Raw genomic sequence first — 17,044 nt, 5'->3', positions numbered from 1 at the left:
GTTCCCCGCGGCGATCAGCTCGCGGGGAACTCGACGCGGTCCGTGCACTGTCCGGTCGCGGGCTGGAGCCCGGACTGGATGCTCGCGGAGATCTTGTCGACGATCGCCTGGAAGTCGATCTGCTCGCCGCGGCGGATGGTCACCTCGACCGCGGGGTCGCGTCCGAACGTGACCAGCCTCTGACGCTCCTCTTCCTGCTCGAGGACCAACCAGTCGACGCCGCCGAGGGTGGTGCACACGAGTGCAGACGGTGCGGGGGGCTCGACACCGCAGCGCAGCACGACGGTGGGGTCGCCCCAGGCACCTGTCGCCTGCGCGTCGGTCCAGACCCGATCGAATCCGCCGACGGTCTCCGGCAGCAGCACGGAGACGTTCGCGCATGCGGGGTTGTTCGCATCGGCGGCGGGTTCGAGGTGCACGGTGGTCGAGCAGCCGGCGAGCATCGCGGCCAGGGACACCGCGCCTGCGAGGACAGCGAGGCGACGGGAACGGGGCATGCTTCCAGGCTACCTTTGACAGCATGCCCTCCCGACCCGATACCGACGATCCGCGCCTGGGAGATGTGTCCGAGGGGCGTATTCTCCAGGCGATCCTGACCCGGACCCCCGCGGCCTCGCACACGCTGATCGGTCCGGGCGATGATGCGGCCGTCATCGCCACGCCCTCCGGCTCGGTGGTGGCGACGACAGACACGCTCGTGCACGGTCCCGACTTCCGTCTCGCATGGTCGAGTGGGTACGACCTCGGCTGGAAGGCTGCGGCGGTGAACCTCGCCGATGTGGCGGCGATGGGTGCCCGCCCGACCGCGCTGCTCGTCGCTCTGGCCGTCCCGCGGGAGCTGCGTCTGTCGTTCGTCGAGCGCCTCGCCGACGGCTTCCGCGACGCCTGTGCATCTCTCGCGCCCGGATGCGCTGTGGTCGGCGGCGATCTGACGGTGTCCGACGTGCTGACGGTCGCCGTGACCGCGCTCGGCGACCTGGAAGGGCGTGTCGCAGTGACGCGGAGCGGTGCGCGAGCTGGTGATGTCGTCGCGGTGGCCGGGGAGCTCGGGCACGCCGCTCGCGGTCTCGCGGTGCTGTTCGGGCGGTTCCGAGACGGAGATGTCCCCGTGCCGGTGGATCCGGCGAACCTCGCTTCGGGTGAGAGCGCGGCGCTGGCGGCACAGCTTCGACCCGCACCGCCGATCGGCCTCGGTGCGGTCGCGGCCACGGCGGGCGCCACGGCGATGATGGACGTCTCCGACGGGCTCGCTCTCGACGCACGACGGATGGCCGCGGCTTCGGGCGTCACGATCGCCCTCGACCGCTCTCTTCTCGGAGACGACCCGGAACGCGCGCTGGCGGGGGGAGAGGACCATGCGCTGCTCGCGACGTTCCCCGAGGGAACGCTGCCGCCGGGATTCCGCGTCATCGGTTCGGTTCGGGCTCGCGGAGAAGAAGACCTGCTCTGCGACGACCTTCCTGTCGACCTCTCCGGGTGGGACCCCTACCGGGACTGGGACTCGGTCGCCGGCTGATCGAGCCGCTCGGAGTCCTTCGCCTCCGGGGCGGGTTCAGCCCACCACACTGTGGTGTCGCCGTAGCTCTTCTCGCGGAACTGCTCCAGATTCGCTGCTCCGAAGTCGGGCGGCGTGGAACGGCTGGCCCGCTCGACGACCACCACGGCGTCCGCCGACAGCAGCGGAGCGAGCGCGACGAGATCCGCGGTCATGGCGGTGTCGTCGAGATCGTAGGGCGGATCGGTGAAGACGAGGTCGAAAGGTCCCGTCGCGCGCTGCAGGAACGCGTGCGCGGTGCTCTCGTGGACGCGACCGGGCGGCAGACCGCCCGCCTTGGCGACGACGGCGGCGTTGCGTCGGACGATGGCCGCGGCCTGGCGTGCGCGTTCCACGAACTCGGCACTCGCCGCTCCGCGGCTGAGCGCCTCGAGGCCGAGGGCGCCGGATCCGGCGTAGAGGTCGAGCACTCGCGCGCCCTCGATCGCGCTCAGGGATTCCAGCGCGCCGAACAGCGACTCGCGCACCCGATCGCTCGTGGGGCGTGTGCCCGAGCCCGGCACCTCGAGTCGGGCGCCTCGGGCGCTGCCTGCGATGATCCTCGTCACCCGTTCACGATACGACAGCCGGCGTGCCGGCTGTGTCCGTCGTGTTCCCTAGACTCGGAGCATGTCGCTCACGCTCGATTCCTCGTTGGAGGATGCGCTCGGTGCGGCGTCTGCCAAGACGCTCGGTCGCGCCTTCGGCATGCAGAGCGTCGGAGACCTGCTCGCGCACTATCCGCGCCGCTACGCCGACCCGGGCGAGCTCACGCCGATCCGCGACCTGCCCCTCGGAGAGACGGTCACCATCGTCGCCGAGGTGCTCTCCTCGAGCTTCCGTCGCATGCGCAACCGGCCCGGTGCCATGGTCGACGTCGTGATCGGCGACGGGATCGGACGCATGTCGCTGACCTTCTTCGCCAAGAACGTCGGCGCAGCCGAGTGGCGGTCGAAAGATCTCGCCGTGGGACGACGCGGTGTGTTCTCCGGCAAGGTCGGGGAGTTCAACGGGGTGACGCAGTTCGCGCACCCGGAGTACGAGCTGTTCGACGATGATGATTCCGCTCGGCGCAGTGCCGACGCGCGCGCAGCCGTGCCGATCCCGATCTATCCCGCGACCTCGACGATCCAGACCTGGCAGATAGCCAGACTCATCGGTCGCGTGCTCGACGACCTCGCGGAAGCCCCCGACCCGTTGACCGCGGAGATCCGAGAACGCGAAGAGCTGCTCACCGCTCGCGAGGCTCTCGAACTGGTGCACCGCCCCCGCACCCGGAACGACATCGACCCGGCCGTGCGCACCCTGCGCATGCATGAGGCGCTCACCCTTCAGACGGCGCTCCTCCAGCAGCGGGATGCGATTCGTGCGCTCTCCGCCACGTCGCGGCCTGCGAGCGCGGGCGGGCTGCTGGAACGCTTCGACGCGAGCCTCCCGTACACGCTCACTCCCGATCAGGAGACGGTGGGACGGCAGATCGCCGCTGACCTCGTCGGTGCCTGGCCGATGAACCGTCTCGTTCAGGGCGAAGTCGGATCCGGCAAGACGCTGGTGGCCCTCCGGGCGATGCTGCAAGTGGCCGAGAGCGGCGGCCAGGCCGCGCTGATCGCCCCCACAGAGGTCTTGGCCGGTCAGCATCTGCGCTCGATCGCCAAGATGCTCGGTCCCGATCTCGCGCCGTTGCTGATGCCGACGCTGCTGACTGGTCAGATGCCCGCGGCCGAGCGCCGCAAGGCCGCCCTGCGGGTCGCGTCCGGGCAGGCGCTGATCGTGGTCGGGACCCACGCCCTGCTGGGGGAGAAGACGACGTTCGCCGACCTCGGACTCGTCGTGGTCGACGAGCAGCACCGCTTCGGTGTCGAGCAGCGCGAGGCTCTGCGGGCGAAGGGTTCGAGTCCTCACGCCCTCGTGCTGACGGCGACGCCGATCCCGCGGACGGTCGCGATGACGGTCTTCGGCGACCTCGACACCTCTGTCATCCGCACCATGCCGGCGGGCCGCGCCGGCATCGAGTCGTTCGTGGCTCCGCTCGCGGAGCACCCCGGGTGGTTCAATCGCGTCTGGGAGCGGGCCGCGGAGGAGATCGCCCAGGGGCGGCAGGTCTTCGCGGTGTGCGCGGCGATCGACACGACCAAGAAGACGGCCGAAGCGGGGGAGCAGCCCGCGCTCGCGCCCGAGGGTGCCTCCGGGCCCCGCTGGGGGGTCGTCCAGCTCGATGAGGCTCTCGCGACCCATCCGACGCTCGGCGGGCTGCGGCGCGCCGTGCTGCACGGTCGTATGCCGTCGGATGAGAAAGACGCCGTGATGCAGTCTTTCGCCCGCGGCGACATCGACCTCCTCCTCGCTACCACGGTGATCGAGGTCGGCGTCGACGTGCCCAATGCGTCGACGATGATCGTCCTCGATGCCGACCGGTTCGGCGTCTCGCAGCTGCACCAGTTGCGCGGGCGAGTCGGTCGAGGCGGCGTCCCCGGGCTCTGCCTCCTCGTGACCGAGGCCGAGGCGGGGTCGCTCGCGCGGGACCGCGTCGATGCTGTCGCCGCGACTCTCGACGGTTTCGCCCTCGCCGAGGTCGATCTGGAGCTGCGCGGTGAAGGTGATGTGCTCGGGGCGGCGCAGGCGGGCGTCCGCTCCTCCCTCAAGCTCCTCCGCGTCGTCAAGGACGCCGGCCTCATCGCCCGGGCGCGTGAGCTGGCCGAGGGCATCCTCTCCGCCGACCCCGACCTGGCCGATCACCCGGGCCTTCGCGAGGCGATCGCACGGCGTGTGAGCGATGAGGATCGCGCGGCGCTGGCGAAGAACTGACCCGGAACCGACGTGCCCTAGGCTGGAACCATGAGCAGCCGGATCGCCGTCGTCCCGGGTTCCTTCGATCCGCCTACGCTGGGTCACCTCGACGTGATCAGGCGCGCGGCCGCCCTCTATGACGAGCTGCACGTGCTGGTCGTGCACAACCCGGGCAAGGAGGCGATGCTGCCGATCGCGCAGCGGCTCTCCCTGCTGGAGAAGTCGATCGCCGACGACGGCATGCAGGGCAACATCGTCATCGGTTCGTGGAGCATGGGTCTCCTGGTCGATTACGCCCGCGATGTGAACGCCGGTGTACTGGTGAAGGGCATCCGCTCCCAGATCGACGTCGCGTACGAGTCTCCGATGGCGATCGTGAACCGACACCTCGCCGGCATCGAGACCGTGTTCCTCCTGCCCGACCCCTCGCACGCCATGGTCTCCAGCTCCCTCGTGCGCCAGGTCGCATCTCTCGGCGGCGATGTGACGCCCTTCGTCCCCTCGGCGGTCGCGGCGTTCCTGGACACCGGGTCCCGCGGGCTCTGACTCCCTTCCCTGAACGCGCGGTCAGAGCGACCGTGAGCCCTGGCCGGTAGCATGGAAGCGTGCGCTCTCGAATGAACGGCCCTTTTGTGCTCCCTGCCCGCGACATCGTCCGGCGACCGGGAGAGATGCGCGAACACGAGTTCACCGTCGCTCTCTCCGAGGCGTGGGGTGAGGGGATCGTGTCGTACGAGGCCGGGTCCGAACTCGATCTCGATGTGCGGTTGGAGTCCGTCCACGAGGGCATCCTCGTGTCGGGAACCGCTGATGCGGAATACGCCGGCGTGTGCGGAAGATGCCTGATCGACATCACTCGGCCCGTCGAAGTCGAGTTCCAGGAGCTTTTCGCGTATCCTGGTGAGGAAGAAACTGACTTCGAGGTTCAAGACGACCACGTGGATCTTGAAACTCTCGTCAGGGATGCGGCCGTACTGGCACTTCCTTTTCAGCCGGTGTGTCAGCCGGATTGCCCGGGTCTCGACCCGAAAACGGGTGAACGACTGACCGTGAGCACCGGAACGGAGCAGGCCGCTCCCATCGATCCTCGGTGGAGTGCGCTCCAGAACATCACAGACCAAGACGGCACGGAAGAATCTCGTGCCGCCGAGAAAGAAGAGAGCTAGTCATGGCTGGTAACCCCCCGAAGCGCAAGGTATCCCGTTCGAACACCCGCTCGCGCCGCGCGCAGTGGAAGGCGGCGCCCGTCGCGCTCGTCAAGACGATCGAGAACGGCCAGGTCGTCTACAGCCGTCCCCACCAGGCGAAGGTCGTCACCGACTCGCAGGGCACGGAGCTCTTCCTGGAGTACAAGGGCCGCAAGGTCGCCGACGTCTGAATCGCGTACGGTGACGGAGGTCCCCGGGGGGATGAGGCCTCTCCCAGATAAGCTCCGCGTCGATATCGACGCGGAGCTTCTGGAGTTGGCCCTCACCCATCGCTCGTACGCGTACGAGCACGGCGCCATCCCGCACAACGAGCGTCTCGAGTTCCTCGGGGACTCGGTGCTCGGTCAGGCCGTCACCGTCATGCTGTTCACCACGCACCCTGATCTCGATGAGGGCGAGCTGGCCAAGCGACGCGCGAGCGTCGTGTCGACCGTCGCCCTCGCCGAAGTCGCCCGCGGGATCGATCTCGGCAGTCATCTTCTGCTCGGGCGCGGTGAGGAGCAGACGGGCGGTCGCGACAAGGACTCGATCCTCGCCGACACGATGGAAGCCGTCATCGGGGCCACCTACCTTTCGGCCGGGCCCGAAGCCGCCACAGAACTCGTGCTGCGTCTGACGAAGCCGCTGCTGGCCGATCCGGAGCGCTATGGCGCCGCGATGGATCCGAAGACTAGTCTGCAGGAGCTCGCCGCCCGTGTCGGTGCGACGCCTCCCCGCTACTCGGTGGAAGCGAGCGGGCCCGATCACGACCGGCGGTTCGTCGCCACCGTCGTCGTGGGCGATGTGAGCATGACCGGCGCGGGCAGCAGCAAGAAGACGGCCGAGATGGCTGCGGCCCTCAGTGCCTGGCGCACCCTCAGCGAGCGTGCCTGAGCTTCCTGAGGTCGAGGTCGTCCGTGCGGGCCTCGCCCCGGCTGCCGTCGGATCCCTGATCACCGCGGTGAGCGTGTTCGATGAACGCGCGCTCACGCGGCACGTCGCGGGTGCCGCTGATTTCGTCGGTCGGCTCGAAGGACGCACCTTCACCGCAGCGTCCCGCCGGGGCAAGTTCCTCTGGCTCCCGCTCGACGACGGCGACTCCGCGCTGATCGCGCACCTCGGGATGAGCGGCCAGATGCTGCTTCGTGCTCCCGATGCGGGCGCCGAACGCCATGAGCGCGTGCGCATCGGCATCGAGCATCCGACCCACGGCGAACTCGCGATCGTGTTCGCCGACCAGCGGACCTTCGGCTCGCTGGCGGTGGACGCACTGATCGACGACGCAGGATCGCGGATCCCCACCCAGGTCGCGCATATCGCCCGTGACCCGCTGGATCCTCGTTTCGATGATCCAGCTTTCCGCGCGGCTCTGGCCCGACGGGGGAGCGCGATCAAGCGCGTGCTGCTCGACCAGGGGGTCGTGAGCGGGATCGGCAACATCTACGCCGACGAGTCGCTGTGGGCTGCGCGCATCCACCCGGAGACGCCCGCCGCCAGCCTGTCGACACAGGCCGTTCGCCGGCTGCTCGCCGAGGTGCGCCTCGTGCTCGCGAAGGCCCTCGCCGAGGGCGGGACCAGCTTCGATGCGCAGTACGTCAACGTCAACGGTCAGGCCGGCTACTTCGCGCATTCGCTCAATGCGTACGGACGTCAAGGCGAGCCGTGCCCGCGCTGCGGAGCGCCGATCGTCCGCGAGAGTTTTATGAATCGCGGGTCGCACTTCTGTCCGCGGTGCCAGCGACGGCCGTGAGGAGGTACTGAGGCTCAGCCGTTGAGCAGTACCGATGCGATTGTGCTGTCTTTCATCGTTGCGACCGCATACACTCCGTCGTCGAAACCATAGGCGAGGGAAACGCGGGGAGCATTCGCCTCTGAATCCCAAACGGCGCTGAGCGAGCTGAGCTCACACCTGGCGAACATGTTCCGGTCTGCCTCGCAGGGCAGTTCGGCCGCGACTTCGGCATGCAGTAGCGACGGCTCTTTCTGCTGCACGAACGCAAAGGCTGCGCCTACAGCCTGCAGCGCTCTCTTCGTTTTCTCGTCGTCAAGCGGGCAGTCGAAGATGACGCCGGATGAATATGTGCTGTCAGCGATTTCTATCGTGCAACGGTAGAACGTGGGCCCCAAAGCTTCGAACTGGAGGTCGGCCATCGGCTCAGTCTAGAGGTCGTCGCCTCGCCTGGTTTGAGGATCAACATCCTCCGTGTAAGGGGCCCTGCGATGTTCGCGCTTCTCCGGTGGCTCGGACCCATGAGGACAAGCTCGCCAGGTCAACGTGACTAACTGTGCCAGTCGGGCTACTTCGCGCACTCGCTCAACGCCTACGGGCAGCAGGGCAAGCCGTGCCCTCGATGCGGCACGTCGATCGTGCGCGAGAGCTTCATGAACCGGGGTTCGCACTTCTGCCCGCGGTGCCAGCGACTGCGCACGCAGAGCGGCTACCAGCGCGGGACCGCGGCGATCATGTGCTCCCCCGTTCCGGGGAGAGCCGCGAGAGGACCGCCCTCGTCGAGGACGACGTCGGCGAACAGTATCGGTAGGCCTTGGGCCGTCCACGGCGATGCTCTATCCATGAGCTGCGCGTGGACATGCGGTTCACTGCTGTTTCCGGAGTTCCCACAACGTGCGATCCGGGTCCCGGCGCGTACCGTCTCACCGACCTTCACGGCGACGGACCCCTGCTCCAGGTGAGCCACGGTCGCGAAGTCGCCGTTCGCCCCGCGGATCGTCACGTGGTTGCCCAAGATGAATCCGGGTCCGCCGAGCTCGCGCACCGCTCCCTCGATCAGCATGTAGGCGATCGCCAACCCGCTCGATCGGGCTCGATGGTCGCGCCGCCAGTCGGTGGCGCGCACGACGACGCCGTCGATCATGGCGAATACCGGCTCGCCGAAGGCGGGGTACTCCCGCGCCGGCCGCATGGCGGACCCGCTGCCGAACGACGGGCGGGCGGTGTCGTCGGGTTCGTGCACGAGATCGATGGCGTACGCCTGTCCGTACAGACGGATGCCGTGGCTGGGAACCTTGGTCGCAGGACTGTTCACGCTCAGCCACCGCCCGGACACCGGAGCCGAGATCGCCACGGCGTCTCTGGTCGGAATCAGGCGTGGCCCGATGAGGACCAGAAGCACGCAGACCGCCAGCACAGCGACCGAGATGACGGCGACGATGCTCCTCGCCTGACGAGCGCCATCGCCCAGGCTGATCCCACTGGTGAAGGCGATGGCGACGAGGATGAGAGCGGTGACGCCGTAGAGAGGCCCGCGCACACGGTAGAGGGCGAGCAGAATGCGCCTCATCGTTCTGCTCCCAGCACGCACGCGAGCAGGGGCACGATGCGTGCGGCCGGTACCTCATAACTGCCGCGCCCACTCTGGCGCACCCATCCGGCCGACACGAGCTGGCGTAGATGATGATGCAGCTGTCCGGTCGTCCCGAGGCCGTCGACGGCGGCGAGCTCCGACGTGGCGTGGGTTCCCGAGACGATATGACGAAGGAGCTCGAGGCGCACAGGGTGTCCGAGCGCCGCGAAGACGGATGCGCGTTCCGACCACGTGGCCTCCAGCTGTCCTGCGGTTCCCACGGTCTGCTGCCAGGACACCGGTGCTCCCGTCGGCAACGTCAGCGCGCCGACGAGCATCACCGCTCCCTCTGTCGTCGAGGCGTCATCGGGGAGGCGCGCCTGCAAGCCGTTCAACGCCCAGAAACCGCCCTCGTCGAAGGGTGCGCTGTGTGAGACGTGGCGCGTCTGCTCCAGCACTGCCACCCGCTCGGTCAGAGCAAGTAGTGCTTCGCGGAGGTGGGAGATCTCATCACTCATGGTCGAATAATACGTCATTACGTATTATTCGACCATGAGTCGCTCTCACACGGTCTGGAAGGAACGCTGCAGCAGTGGGCGCGTGGCCCACGTGGTGGCCCAGACCACGCCGATCCCGACCGACACGACGGCGGCGATGGTCATCAGCGAGAGTGGGGCCGTGATGAGCGCGATCCCGACGAGCGGGAAGACCAGGACGGCTGCGACCAGCGCCGACCCGATCGCCGTGACCAGCAGAGGCGACATGATCGCGCGACGACGCGCCCGATCCACGGTCTCGATCGGCATGCCCAGGTGGTGCAGGCTGCGGTGCAGGTCGCGCTGGTCGAGCACGTCGGACGCCTGATTGACCCCGACCGACGCCGCGACCATCAGGAACGAGCCGATGAGTGTGATGATGAGCCCGGTGCGGATGTCGTCGGCGAGGGCGATGTCGGACGCGGCGGCGTCGGCGGTGCTCATCATGTTCAGCAGGGCGACTCCCGTGCCGGCGAACACGGCCATGAAGCTCGCCATCGCGATGCCTCCGACCTGACGCCAGGCCGCCTTCGGAGAATCCAGCACGATCCGCGCGGCGAGCAGTCGCTCGGGACGTTCGGCGCGGCGCAGCTGGCGTCCCGCTGAGACTTTGAGCACCCACGGGCCGACCAGATTCAGCACCGCCAACGCAGCTGCGAACAGCCCGGCGAGGACGACGATCGTCATCAACAGGCCGCCGACCGAGGGGAACACCTTGATCAGCACGAAGGCGATCGCGATCGCACCGGCGGCGACCACGGCGCGAATCCAGTGCACCGGTGGCACGTCCGTGCGCGTGCGCACGCCCAGGGGCGAGATGACGACGCGTCGAAGGCCGATGACGGCACTGGTGGCTGCGAGTGCGAGCACGGCCGCGACGACGATCACGGTCTGCAGCGGCGGAAGGACCACGGCTGCGAACCCGAGTGCTTCGCCCCGGAACGGGATCAGCCCGATGAGAGGGCTGATCGCGACGTGCCCGATGACACCGGCGAGAGCGCCGACCGCAGCCACGAGCACCGACTCCGCGACGGTGGCGATCGTGACTCCGGCCGGTGACACTCCGAGCAGGCGGAGGGTGGAGAGCCGCTCGTCTCGTCGACGTGCGGAGAGCCGGGCCGCCGCGCCACCGAGGGACATCAGCGGCACCACCAGCAGGACCAGCGCGATGGCCGCGAGGGCCTGGTAGAGGGGAGCGATCTCATCCGTCCATCCCCAGAAGGACTGCGCACCCCCGATGACCGTGAGGACCAGCATCGTCACCACGGCGAAGGCGACGACCGGCAGCGCGAGGACGCTGTTCTGGCCGGGAGCAGGCCGCAGCAGGAGGGCGAGGACGTTGCGGTTCATGCGGCCACCGCCGACGAGATGATGCGTCCGTCGCGCACGGCGACCGTGCGTGTGCAGCGGGCGGCGACGTCGGGATCGTGCGTGACCACGACGAGTGTGCGTCCCTGCCCGGTCGTCGACCACAGGAGGGCGTCCATGACCTCGGAGGACGTCGTCGAATCGAGGGCGCCCGTGGGCTCGTCGGCGAAGACGAGCTCTGCGCCGGTCGCCTGAGCGCGGGCGATGGCGACGCGCTGGGCCTGTCCGCCGGAGAGCTCGCCGATGCGACGATCCTCCATCCCGGCGAGCCCGAGAGCCGCGAGCCACGACGCCGCGTGCTGCACGGCGTCCTGGCGGCGGACGCCGTTGATCATGGACGCCAGCGCGACGTTCTCCACTGCCGTCAGCTCGGGAATGAGAAGACCCTGTTGGAAGACGAACCCGAACCTCTCGCGACGCAGACGGGAGCGCGCGGACTCGCTGAGCGCGGTCACCTCGATGGGGGCGCCCTCGGCGGGGCGGAAGACGACGCTGCCGGCATCAGGCGCCGTGATTCCAGCCAGGACGTGCAGGAGCGTCGTCTTGCCGGAGCCGGAGGCGCCCATGATCGCCACGGATTCGCCTCGATGGATCGCCAGATCGACGCCGGCGAGAGCGCGCGTGGTCCCGAAGGTCTTGATGAGGGCGTGGGCTTCGATCACGGGAGTGTTCATGCTTCCAGCCTCGCCACCCGCCGCGGTGCCGTCATCGCTCCGGCGGATGACGGTGCGGACCCGACGTCATCCCGAAGAATGAGATCGGGTCCGCACGCTCGTCAGCATCGGCCTGTTCTCCTCCGCATTGAAGGTCGAGACGACGGTGGAGTGCGGCATCAGGTCGCGCCAGCGAAGCAGGTTCGCGCACTTCACTATCGTCCCCAGACGATGCCCGCGGTGGTCCTTGCGCACCAGGGTGCCGTACTGTTCCGTGACACCGGTGCGGTCCGCGGCGATGACCAGCTCGTTGTAGGCGACGAGCTCTCCCGTCGGAACGTGCTGTACCGCGACCACGGAGACGGCTTGACCGGAGCTCAGGATCCTCGCCTCCCGGCGGGCGACGCGATCGGCGTCCCAGCTCTCCTCGGCGAAGTCCATGTCGCCGCTCGGCGCATCCGTCGACAGCCGGGCGAGGACGTCCGCGAAGCCGTCCCGGAGTTCGGGCGGAGTCGGCATATCCCATTCGAGGACGCGGTAGTCGGGGCCGGCGAATGCGGTCGCGTCCGTCAGCGCTGCGCGCAGGGGAGCGGGGTCCGCGTGGAGGTCGTACTCGCTGTTGCGCTCGACCTGCTCGAGCACATAGCCGTCGGTCTCGACGAGGTCGGAGAGCGGAGTCGCCGGGATCCGTCCCCACTTCGTGCGCGGCACGAGCATGCGCTCCGCGCCCTCCGGACGATGCAGCGTCCAGGTCTGCAGGACGTTTCGATCATGCACCCGCGCCTCGGCTTCCGCCTGTGCGAGCAGGGCATCCTCGATGCCCTGCCCCCATTGTTCGCGCGGCACCAGCAGGTCGAACTCGATCGCGTGAGCCTCATCTTCGAGGGCGATGTAGATCGTGATCATGCCGACGATCTGCCCGTCGATGCGGGCGACGAACCCCCGGTGGAGTGCGTCTGTCTGGTCCTGCCATCCGGGCAGCATCTGCTCGGCTGTGGAGGCGAGATCGGGGAGGCCGACCAGTTCATCGCAGATCTGGCGGTTGAGTGCGGCGCAGGCGCGGAAGTCGGCCGCGTCATCGGCGTCCAGGGAGACCGGCACGATCAGCGGCGTGATCGTCGGTTCGACGGTCGTCATGTGATGTTTCCTTCGTAGGTGTTTCCAGCGGGTGAGCTCCGCGACGGGCGGAGCGGGGGAGGGTGCCGGCGGTGAGGCCCCGGCGATGGTTCCCCGCCGCCGCCCGCACGGAGCAGGCGGGGGTGGGGAACCATCGGAGGAGAGACGAGCATCACCGACGCCCGATCATCAGCGCATTCCGCGCTGCAGGTCGAACATCAGCAGTGCCTGGGATTCCCCGGCGGAACGATGACGCTGCTCACCGAGCAGAAGCATGTCTGCCGGATCGATGTGCAGGCCGCGGCGCGGACGCCGGGGGCGCTGCGCCCTCTGGAAGAGCCAGAGGCCGATCCGGAGGGAGAGACGATCTGCGAGCGACAGGCGACGCAGCTCGTCGGGGTGGGGGATCTGGAGGACCTCGCGGTCCTCGATATCGGGCGGGTGGATGTCGCTGCGATGCAACGTGGTGTTCACGATGGTTCCTTCGAGAGAAAGGCGGTGATGGATGCGGAAGCACCGCACGTCGACCGAGGAAGCGGCCAGGAGCGATGCGGAAGAACGCGGGGCGACGGGGTCACGCAAAAGTGACCCCGCACGCGGGGATGAGCCGTGACCTGGGATGCAGGTCAGCAGACGGGGCGCGGAAGAGCCGACCGGATAGAGCCCGCTACGGGCACGGAATCTCGGGGTGCGGTTCTACGAGAGAGCGCTGATGCGGACGCCGGCGGTTACCGAGAACGCGTGGCGCGGCGCGAAGTGCGCGGGCGCGGCGAGGCCAGTGGCCTGTGCGTTGAGCTGAGTCGTAATCATCGGTAACCTCCTTTCGTGTGGCGATCCGGACGCAACCGTAGCGAATCCACCGGGCGGGCGTCAAGCACATGTGGTCCCGCTCGGCGTGTCGTCTGGTGCTCGAGTTCTCTCGCCGCCCGCGCGGGATAAGGCTGAAACCGCGTGATTCCGGTAGCGTAGCCGCGTGATTCTCCCCGGACGAGCGGTGCCCGCATGCATCTGAAGAGCCTGACTCTCAAGGGGTTCAAGTCGTTCGCGCAGCCGACGAGTTTCGTCTTCGAGCCCGGTGTCACCTGCATCGTCGGTCCGAACGGCTCGGGCAAGTCGAATGTCGTCGACGCCCTGGCCTGGGTGATGGGCGAGCAGGGTGCGAAGACGCTGCGTGGCGGCAAGATGGAAGACGTCATCTTCGCCGGAACGTCGACGCGCGGTCCGCTCGGTCGCGCCGAGGTGCAGCTCACGATCGACAACGCCGACGGCGCGTTGCCGATCGAGTACGCCGAGGTGACGATCAGCCGTACGCTCTTCCGCAACGGTTCCAGTGAGTACGCGATCAACGGCGAGGGATGCCGTCTCCTCGATGTGCAGGAGCTTCTGAGCGACTCCGGCCTGGGCCGCGAGATGCACGTGATCGTCGGCCAGGGCCGTCTCGACACGGTGCTCCAGGCGTCTCCGGAGGATCGCCGCGGGTTCATCGAGGAAGCGGCGGGAATCCTGAAGCACCGCCGACGCAAGGAGAAGACCCTCCGCAAGCTCGATGCGATGGAGACCAACCTCACCCGCCTGAGCGACCTCGCCGGCGAGATCCGCAGGCAGCTCAAGCCGTTGGGACGCCAGGCCGAGATCGCCCGGGAGGCGCAGACGATCGCTGCGGTCGTGCGCGATGCCAAGGCTCGTATCTTCGCCGATGACGTCGTCGCCCTGCGCGCCGCACTCGCGGATCACACGCGCACGGAGCACGAGCGCCACACCGAGCGGCTGGTGCTCTCAGACCAGGCCGAGACCGTGCGCGCGAGCATCGCGCGACTGGAGCAGGATCAGAATTCCGTCGCCGTCGACGAGGCACGCAGCGTGGCGTTCGGCCTCGAGCAGGTGCAGGAGCGCATGCGTGGCCTCTTCACGCTCGCGAATCAGCGGCTCGCCCTCCTCGGTACCGAAGACGACGACGCCGCGGTCACCGCGGTCACGGTCACGCAGGCCACGATCGACGAGGCCAAGGAGGAGATCGATCTGATCTCGGCCGGTCTCGGAGATGCCCAGGATGCGGCGGCAGCTGCCAGTCGCGAAGTGGTGCACGCGCGTGCCGAACTCGACACGCTCGACGTCGACATCGCCGAGCAGAGCGCCCTCGTCTCCGCATACGACATGCGGGTGTCGGCTCTGCGCGGAACTGCGGATGCCGCCGCATCCGCCCTCGCTGCTGTCCGGGGAGCGGTGCTCCGTCAGGAGAACGCCCTCGAGGCGGCGAACGTGCGCCGACGCGAGGCCGCGCAGGCCCTCGAGTCCATCGACGACGCGGAGGCGCCCGAAGGAACGGCGGCCGAACACGCGGCCGCCTACGAGAGCGCACAGCGCGCCGCCACGGCTGCGGAGTCCGAGCGCGAGGCCCTTCGGGAGCGCCTGCACGCCGCCGAGCGCGAAGTCGACTCTCTGACGGCGAAGGCATCGGCTCTGAGCAGCGCGCTCGCATTGTCGGGTGGCGCTGCCGAGATCGTCAGAGCGGGTGGCAAGGGCGTGCGCGGCCTCGTCGGCGATGCCGTGCAGGTGCGCGCCGGTTTCGAGGCCGCTATCGCCGCGGTCCTCGGTCCGCTCGCGGAGGGCGTGCTCATCGACACGGCTGCCGACGCTTTCGCACTGGCGATGGATGCAGCGGAGCAGCGGAGGGGCGTGGTCGACTTCGTCATCGCTGACGCGTTCAGACCCGACCCGGTGCTCCCCGTCGTCGCAGGGGTCACGCCCGCCGTCGACACGGTCACGGCTCCCGACGGCGTGCTCGGCGTGTTGTCCCATGTGCTGATCGCCGACGATCTGGACTCGGCGCGGGCGGCACGAGCGGCTCTCGATGCGACGGGCGACACCTTCACGACCATCGTCACGGTCGCGGGTGAGGTCGTCACGGCCCAGACCTTGCGCACTGGTTCCGGGGGAGAGCGCTCCCGCTTGGAGCTCGCTGCCGAGAGGGACGCCGCGACCGAGCGGCTCGCCGAGATCCAGATCGTCGTCGACTCACTCCGCGAAGCGCGCGAGGAGGCGAACGAGGCGGTCGAGACGACCAGACGTCAGGCCAAGGACGCGTTGCGGGCACTTCGGGAGCACGATGCGGCTCTGGCCACCCACGCCGAGCAGGTCAACCGCGTCACGGTGCGCCACGAATCCGCTGTCGCCGAGTGCGAGCGCCTCGAGACGGGGCTCGCACAGGCGCAGTCCGCCGTCGCCGAGGCCGAGGCCAAGGCCGAGTCGGCGAAGGCGGCGCTGGACGACGCGATCTCCGCGCCGCGTCCCGTGCTCGATGCCTCCGCGCGAGATGGGCTGCTCGAAGCTCTGGAACTCGCACGAGAGGGTGAGGTACGGGCACGGCTCGAGATCGAGACCCTGCGTGAGCGCGTGCGTGCGGCGCAGTCGAGGGTCACGAGCCTGGAGCGGCAGCGCGAGCACGAGAGGGATGCCGCGGCCGAGGCTGCGCGCCGAGCGGTCATCCGCCGTGCGCAGCGAGAGGCGGCGTCCGGCGTGGCCGAAGAACTGCCTCGCATCCTCGACTCACTGGATCGCTCGGTCACGGAGGCGCGCCTCGCTCTGCGCGAGGCTGAAGCTGCACGATCGGCGCAGAATCAGGAACTCGTCGCCCTGCGCGCGCAGGAGAGCTCGCTTCGGGAGCGGCTCGCCGGGCTCACCGAGAGCGTGCACGGACTCGAGCTGCAGATCCACGAGAAGAAGCTCCACCTGAACAGCCTTCTCGAGCGCGTCGCTTCCGAGCTGGCTCTCGACGAAGATATTCTCGTTGCGGAATATGGTCCTGACCAGCTGGTCCCGCGCGATCCGGGCGTGGCGCCGCACGACGGCGATCAGCACACGGATGACACGGCCATACCGTTCGACCGTCGCATCCAGCAGCGTCGTCTCGCCGAAGCGGAGCGCAAACTCGCCCAGCTCGGTCGCGTGAACCCGCTGGCACTCGAGGAGTTCGCCGCTCTCGAGCAGCGGCACGCCTTCCTCACCGAGCAGCTGGCCGACCTCACCCAGACGCGCCAAGACCTCCTGACGATCATCACCGATCTCGATGAGCGGATGCAGACGATCTTCGCCAGTGCCTTCGAAGACACGAAGGAGGCGTTCGGGCAGGTCTTCCCTCTGCTGTTCCCCGGTGGGACAGGGCGCATCTCGCTGACGGACCCCGACAACATGCTGACGACGGGCATCGAGGTGTCCGTCCGGCCGGTCGGGAAGAAGATCGAGCGCCTCTCCCTCCTCTCCGGCGGGGAGCGGTCGTTGGCGGCCGTGGCGCTGCTGGTCGCGATCTTCAAGGCGCGGCCGAGCCCGTTCTACATCCTGGACGAGGTCGAGGCCGCTCTGGACGATGCGAACCTCGGCCGGCTGCTCACCGTCTTCGAGCAGCTGAGGGAGAGCTCGCAGCTGCTGGTCATCACGCATCAGAAGCGCACCATGGAGATCGCCGATGCGCTCTACGGCGTCTCGATGCGCCAGGACGGCGTCTCGGCGGTCGTGGGGCAGCGTGTCGGAGATCGGGCGGCGGCGGCCGTTTAGCGGATCGAAC

17 protein-coding genes and 1 pseudogene are annotated in these 17,044 nt (G+C 68.6%); 9 read left to right on the top strand and 9 right to left on the bottom strand.

The features are described 5' to 3' along the window. Window positions 1-14: 14 nt before the first annotated feature. Window positions 15-497 carry a DUF3515 domain-containing protein gene (locus ACP699_RS03370; RefSeq protein WP_055868572.1) on the bottom strand — a complete coding sequence of 161 codons (483 nt, stop codon included), beginning with the start codon at window positions 495-497 and terminating at the stop codon, window positions 15-17. A 23-nt stretch (window positions 498-520) separates the two neighbouring features. Between ACP699_RS03370 and thiL the strand changes: the two genes are divergently transcribed. Beyond that, complete coding sequence (thiL, locus tag ACP699_RS03365) at window positions 521-1,516, top strand: thiamine-phosphate kinase (RefSeq protein ID WP_426169176.1); 996 nt, start codon at window positions 521-523, stop codon at window positions 1,514-1,516. On the opposite strand, the gene rsmD is transcribed toward thiL, so the two are convergent. Next, a complete protein-coding gene (gene rsmD, locus ACP699_RS03360) occupies window positions 1,486-2,103 on the bottom strand; it encodes a 16S rRNA (guanine(966)-N(2))-methyltransferase RsmD (RefSeq protein WP_288968972.1) in 618 nt (205 codons plus the stop codon). The genes thiL and rsmD overlap by 31 nt on opposite strands. 61 nt (window positions 2,104-2,164) lie before the next feature. Here rsmD and ACP699_RS03355 point away from each other — a divergent pair, with 61 nt between their 5' ends. The 6 genes from ACP699_RS03355 (at window position 2,165) to mutM (ending at window position 7,258) form a co-directional block, all read left to right on the top strand. Then, entirely contained in the window at window positions 2,165-4,339 is a 2,175-nt protein-coding gene (locus ACP699_RS03355) for an ATP-dependent DNA helicase RecG (protein ID WP_426169171.1), read from the top strand. Window positions 4,340-4,369: 30 nt separating this feature from the next. After that, entirely contained in the window at window positions 4,370-4,867 is a 498-nt protein-coding gene (gene coaD / locus ACP699_RS03350; RefSeq protein ID WP_017830756.1) for a pantetheine-phosphate adenylyltransferase, read from the top strand. Window positions 4,868-4,938: 71 nt separating this feature from the next. Beyond that, window positions 4,939-5,487: a YceD family protein gene (locus ACP699_RS03345; RefSeq protein WP_017830755.1), complete on the top strand. Its 549-nt coding sequence runs from the start codon at window positions 4,939-4,941 to the stop codon at window positions 5,485-5,487. A 2-nt stretch (window positions 5,488-5,489) separates the two neighbouring features. Then, complete coding sequence (gene rpmF, locus ACP699_RS03340) at window positions 5,490-5,699, top strand: 50S ribosomal protein L32 (RefSeq protein ID WP_017830754.1); 210 nt, start codon at window positions 5,490-5,492, stop codon at window positions 5,697-5,699. 31 nt (window positions 5,700-5,730) lie between these two features. Then, a complete protein-coding gene (gene rnc, locus ACP699_RS03335; RefSeq protein WP_426169166.1) occupies window positions 5,731-6,402 on the top strand; it encodes a ribonuclease III in 672 nt (223 codons plus the stop codon). Beyond that, the gene (gene mutM, locus ACP699_RS03330; RefSeq protein ID WP_055868565.1) at window positions 6,395-7,258 is read left to right on the top strand and encodes a bifunctional DNA-formamidopyrimidine glycosylase/DNA-(apurinic or apyrimidinic site) lyase; all 864 of its coding nucleotides are present in this window, start codon (window positions 6,395-6,397) and stop codon (window positions 7,256-7,258) included. The genes rnc and mutM overlap by 8 nt, the downstream gene beginning before the upstream one ends. Before the next feature lie 14 nt (window positions 7,259-7,272). On the opposite strand, the gene ACP699_RS03325 is transcribed toward mutM, so the two are convergent. Further along, window positions 7,273-7,659 carry a hypothetical protein gene (locus tag ACP699_RS03325; protein ID WP_302792485.1) on the bottom strand — a complete coding sequence of 129 codons (387 nt, stop codon included), beginning with the start codon at window positions 7,657-7,659 and terminating at the stop codon, window positions 7,273-7,275. A 141-nt stretch (window positions 7,660-7,800) separates the two neighbouring features. Here ACP699_RS03325 and ACP699_RS03320 point away from each other — a divergent pair. Next, window positions 7,801-7,932, top strand: a pseudogene (locus ACP699_RS03320) (zinc finger domain-containing protein); the annotation flags it as partial. Between the two features lie 14 nt (window positions 7,933-7,946). Here ACP699_RS03320 and ACP699_RS03315 read toward each other — a convergent pair. The 6 genes from ACP699_RS03315 to ACP699_RS03290 all read right to left on the bottom strand — a co-directional run bounded on the left by ACP699_RS03315 (window position 7,947) and on the right by ACP699_RS03290 (window position 12,957). Then, the gene (locus tag ACP699_RS03315; RefSeq protein ID WP_426169161.1) at window positions 7,947-8,807 is read right to left on the bottom strand and encodes a M23 family metallopeptidase; all 861 of its coding nucleotides are present in this window, start codon (window positions 8,805-8,807) and stop codon (window positions 7,947-7,949) included. Beyond that, window positions 8,804-9,328: an ArsR/SmtB family transcription factor gene (locus ACP699_RS03310; protein WP_426169158.1), complete on the bottom strand. Its 525-nt coding sequence runs from the start codon at window positions 9,326-9,328 to the stop codon at window positions 8,804-8,806. Before ACP699_RS03310 ends, ACP699_RS03315 begins: the two co-directional genes overlap by 4 nt. 45 nt (window positions 9,329-9,373) lie before the next feature. Beyond that, complete coding sequence (locus ACP699_RS03305; RefSeq protein ID WP_210698679.1) at window positions 9,374-10,696, bottom strand: permease; 1,323 nt, start codon at window positions 10,694-10,696, stop codon at window positions 9,374-9,376. Next, entirely contained in the window at window positions 10,693-11,388 is a 696-nt protein-coding gene (locus ACP699_RS03300; RefSeq protein ID WP_055868556.1) for an ABC transporter ATP-binding protein, read from the bottom strand. Before ACP699_RS03300 ends, ACP699_RS03305 begins: the two co-directional genes overlap by 4 nt. A 66-nt stretch (window positions 11,389-11,454) precedes the next feature. After that, window positions 11,455-12,504, bottom strand: coding sequence for a GNAT family N-acetyltransferase (locus tag ACP699_RS03295; protein WP_426169153.1), 1,050 nt, complete (start codon window positions 12,502-12,504; stop codon window positions 11,455-11,457). A gap of 168 nt (window positions 12,505-12,672) precedes the next feature. Continuing rightward, window positions 12,673-12,957, bottom strand: a complete 285-nt coding sequence (locus ACP699_RS03290; protein ID WP_426169150.1) for a hypothetical protein — start codon at window positions 12,955-12,957, stop codon at window positions 12,673-12,675. A gap of 528 nt (window positions 12,958-13,485) precedes the next feature. Between ACP699_RS03290 and smc the strand changes: the two genes are divergently transcribed. Continuing rightward, the gene (gene smc, locus ACP699_RS03285; RefSeq protein WP_426169147.1) at window positions 13,486-17,034 is read left to right on the top strand and encodes a chromosome segregation protein SMC; all 3,549 of its coding nucleotides are present in this window, start codon (window positions 13,486-13,488) and stop codon (window positions 17,032-17,034) included. Window positions 17,035-17,044 lie beyond the last annotated feature (10 nt).

The organism is Microbacterium sp. DWRC1-3, assembly GCF_049896645.1.
GTDB lineage: Bacteria > Actinomycetota > Actinomycetes > Actinomycetales > Microbacteriaceae > Microbacterium > Microbacterium maritypicum.
This window is presented reverse-complemented; position numbering and strand designations above follow the sequence as displayed.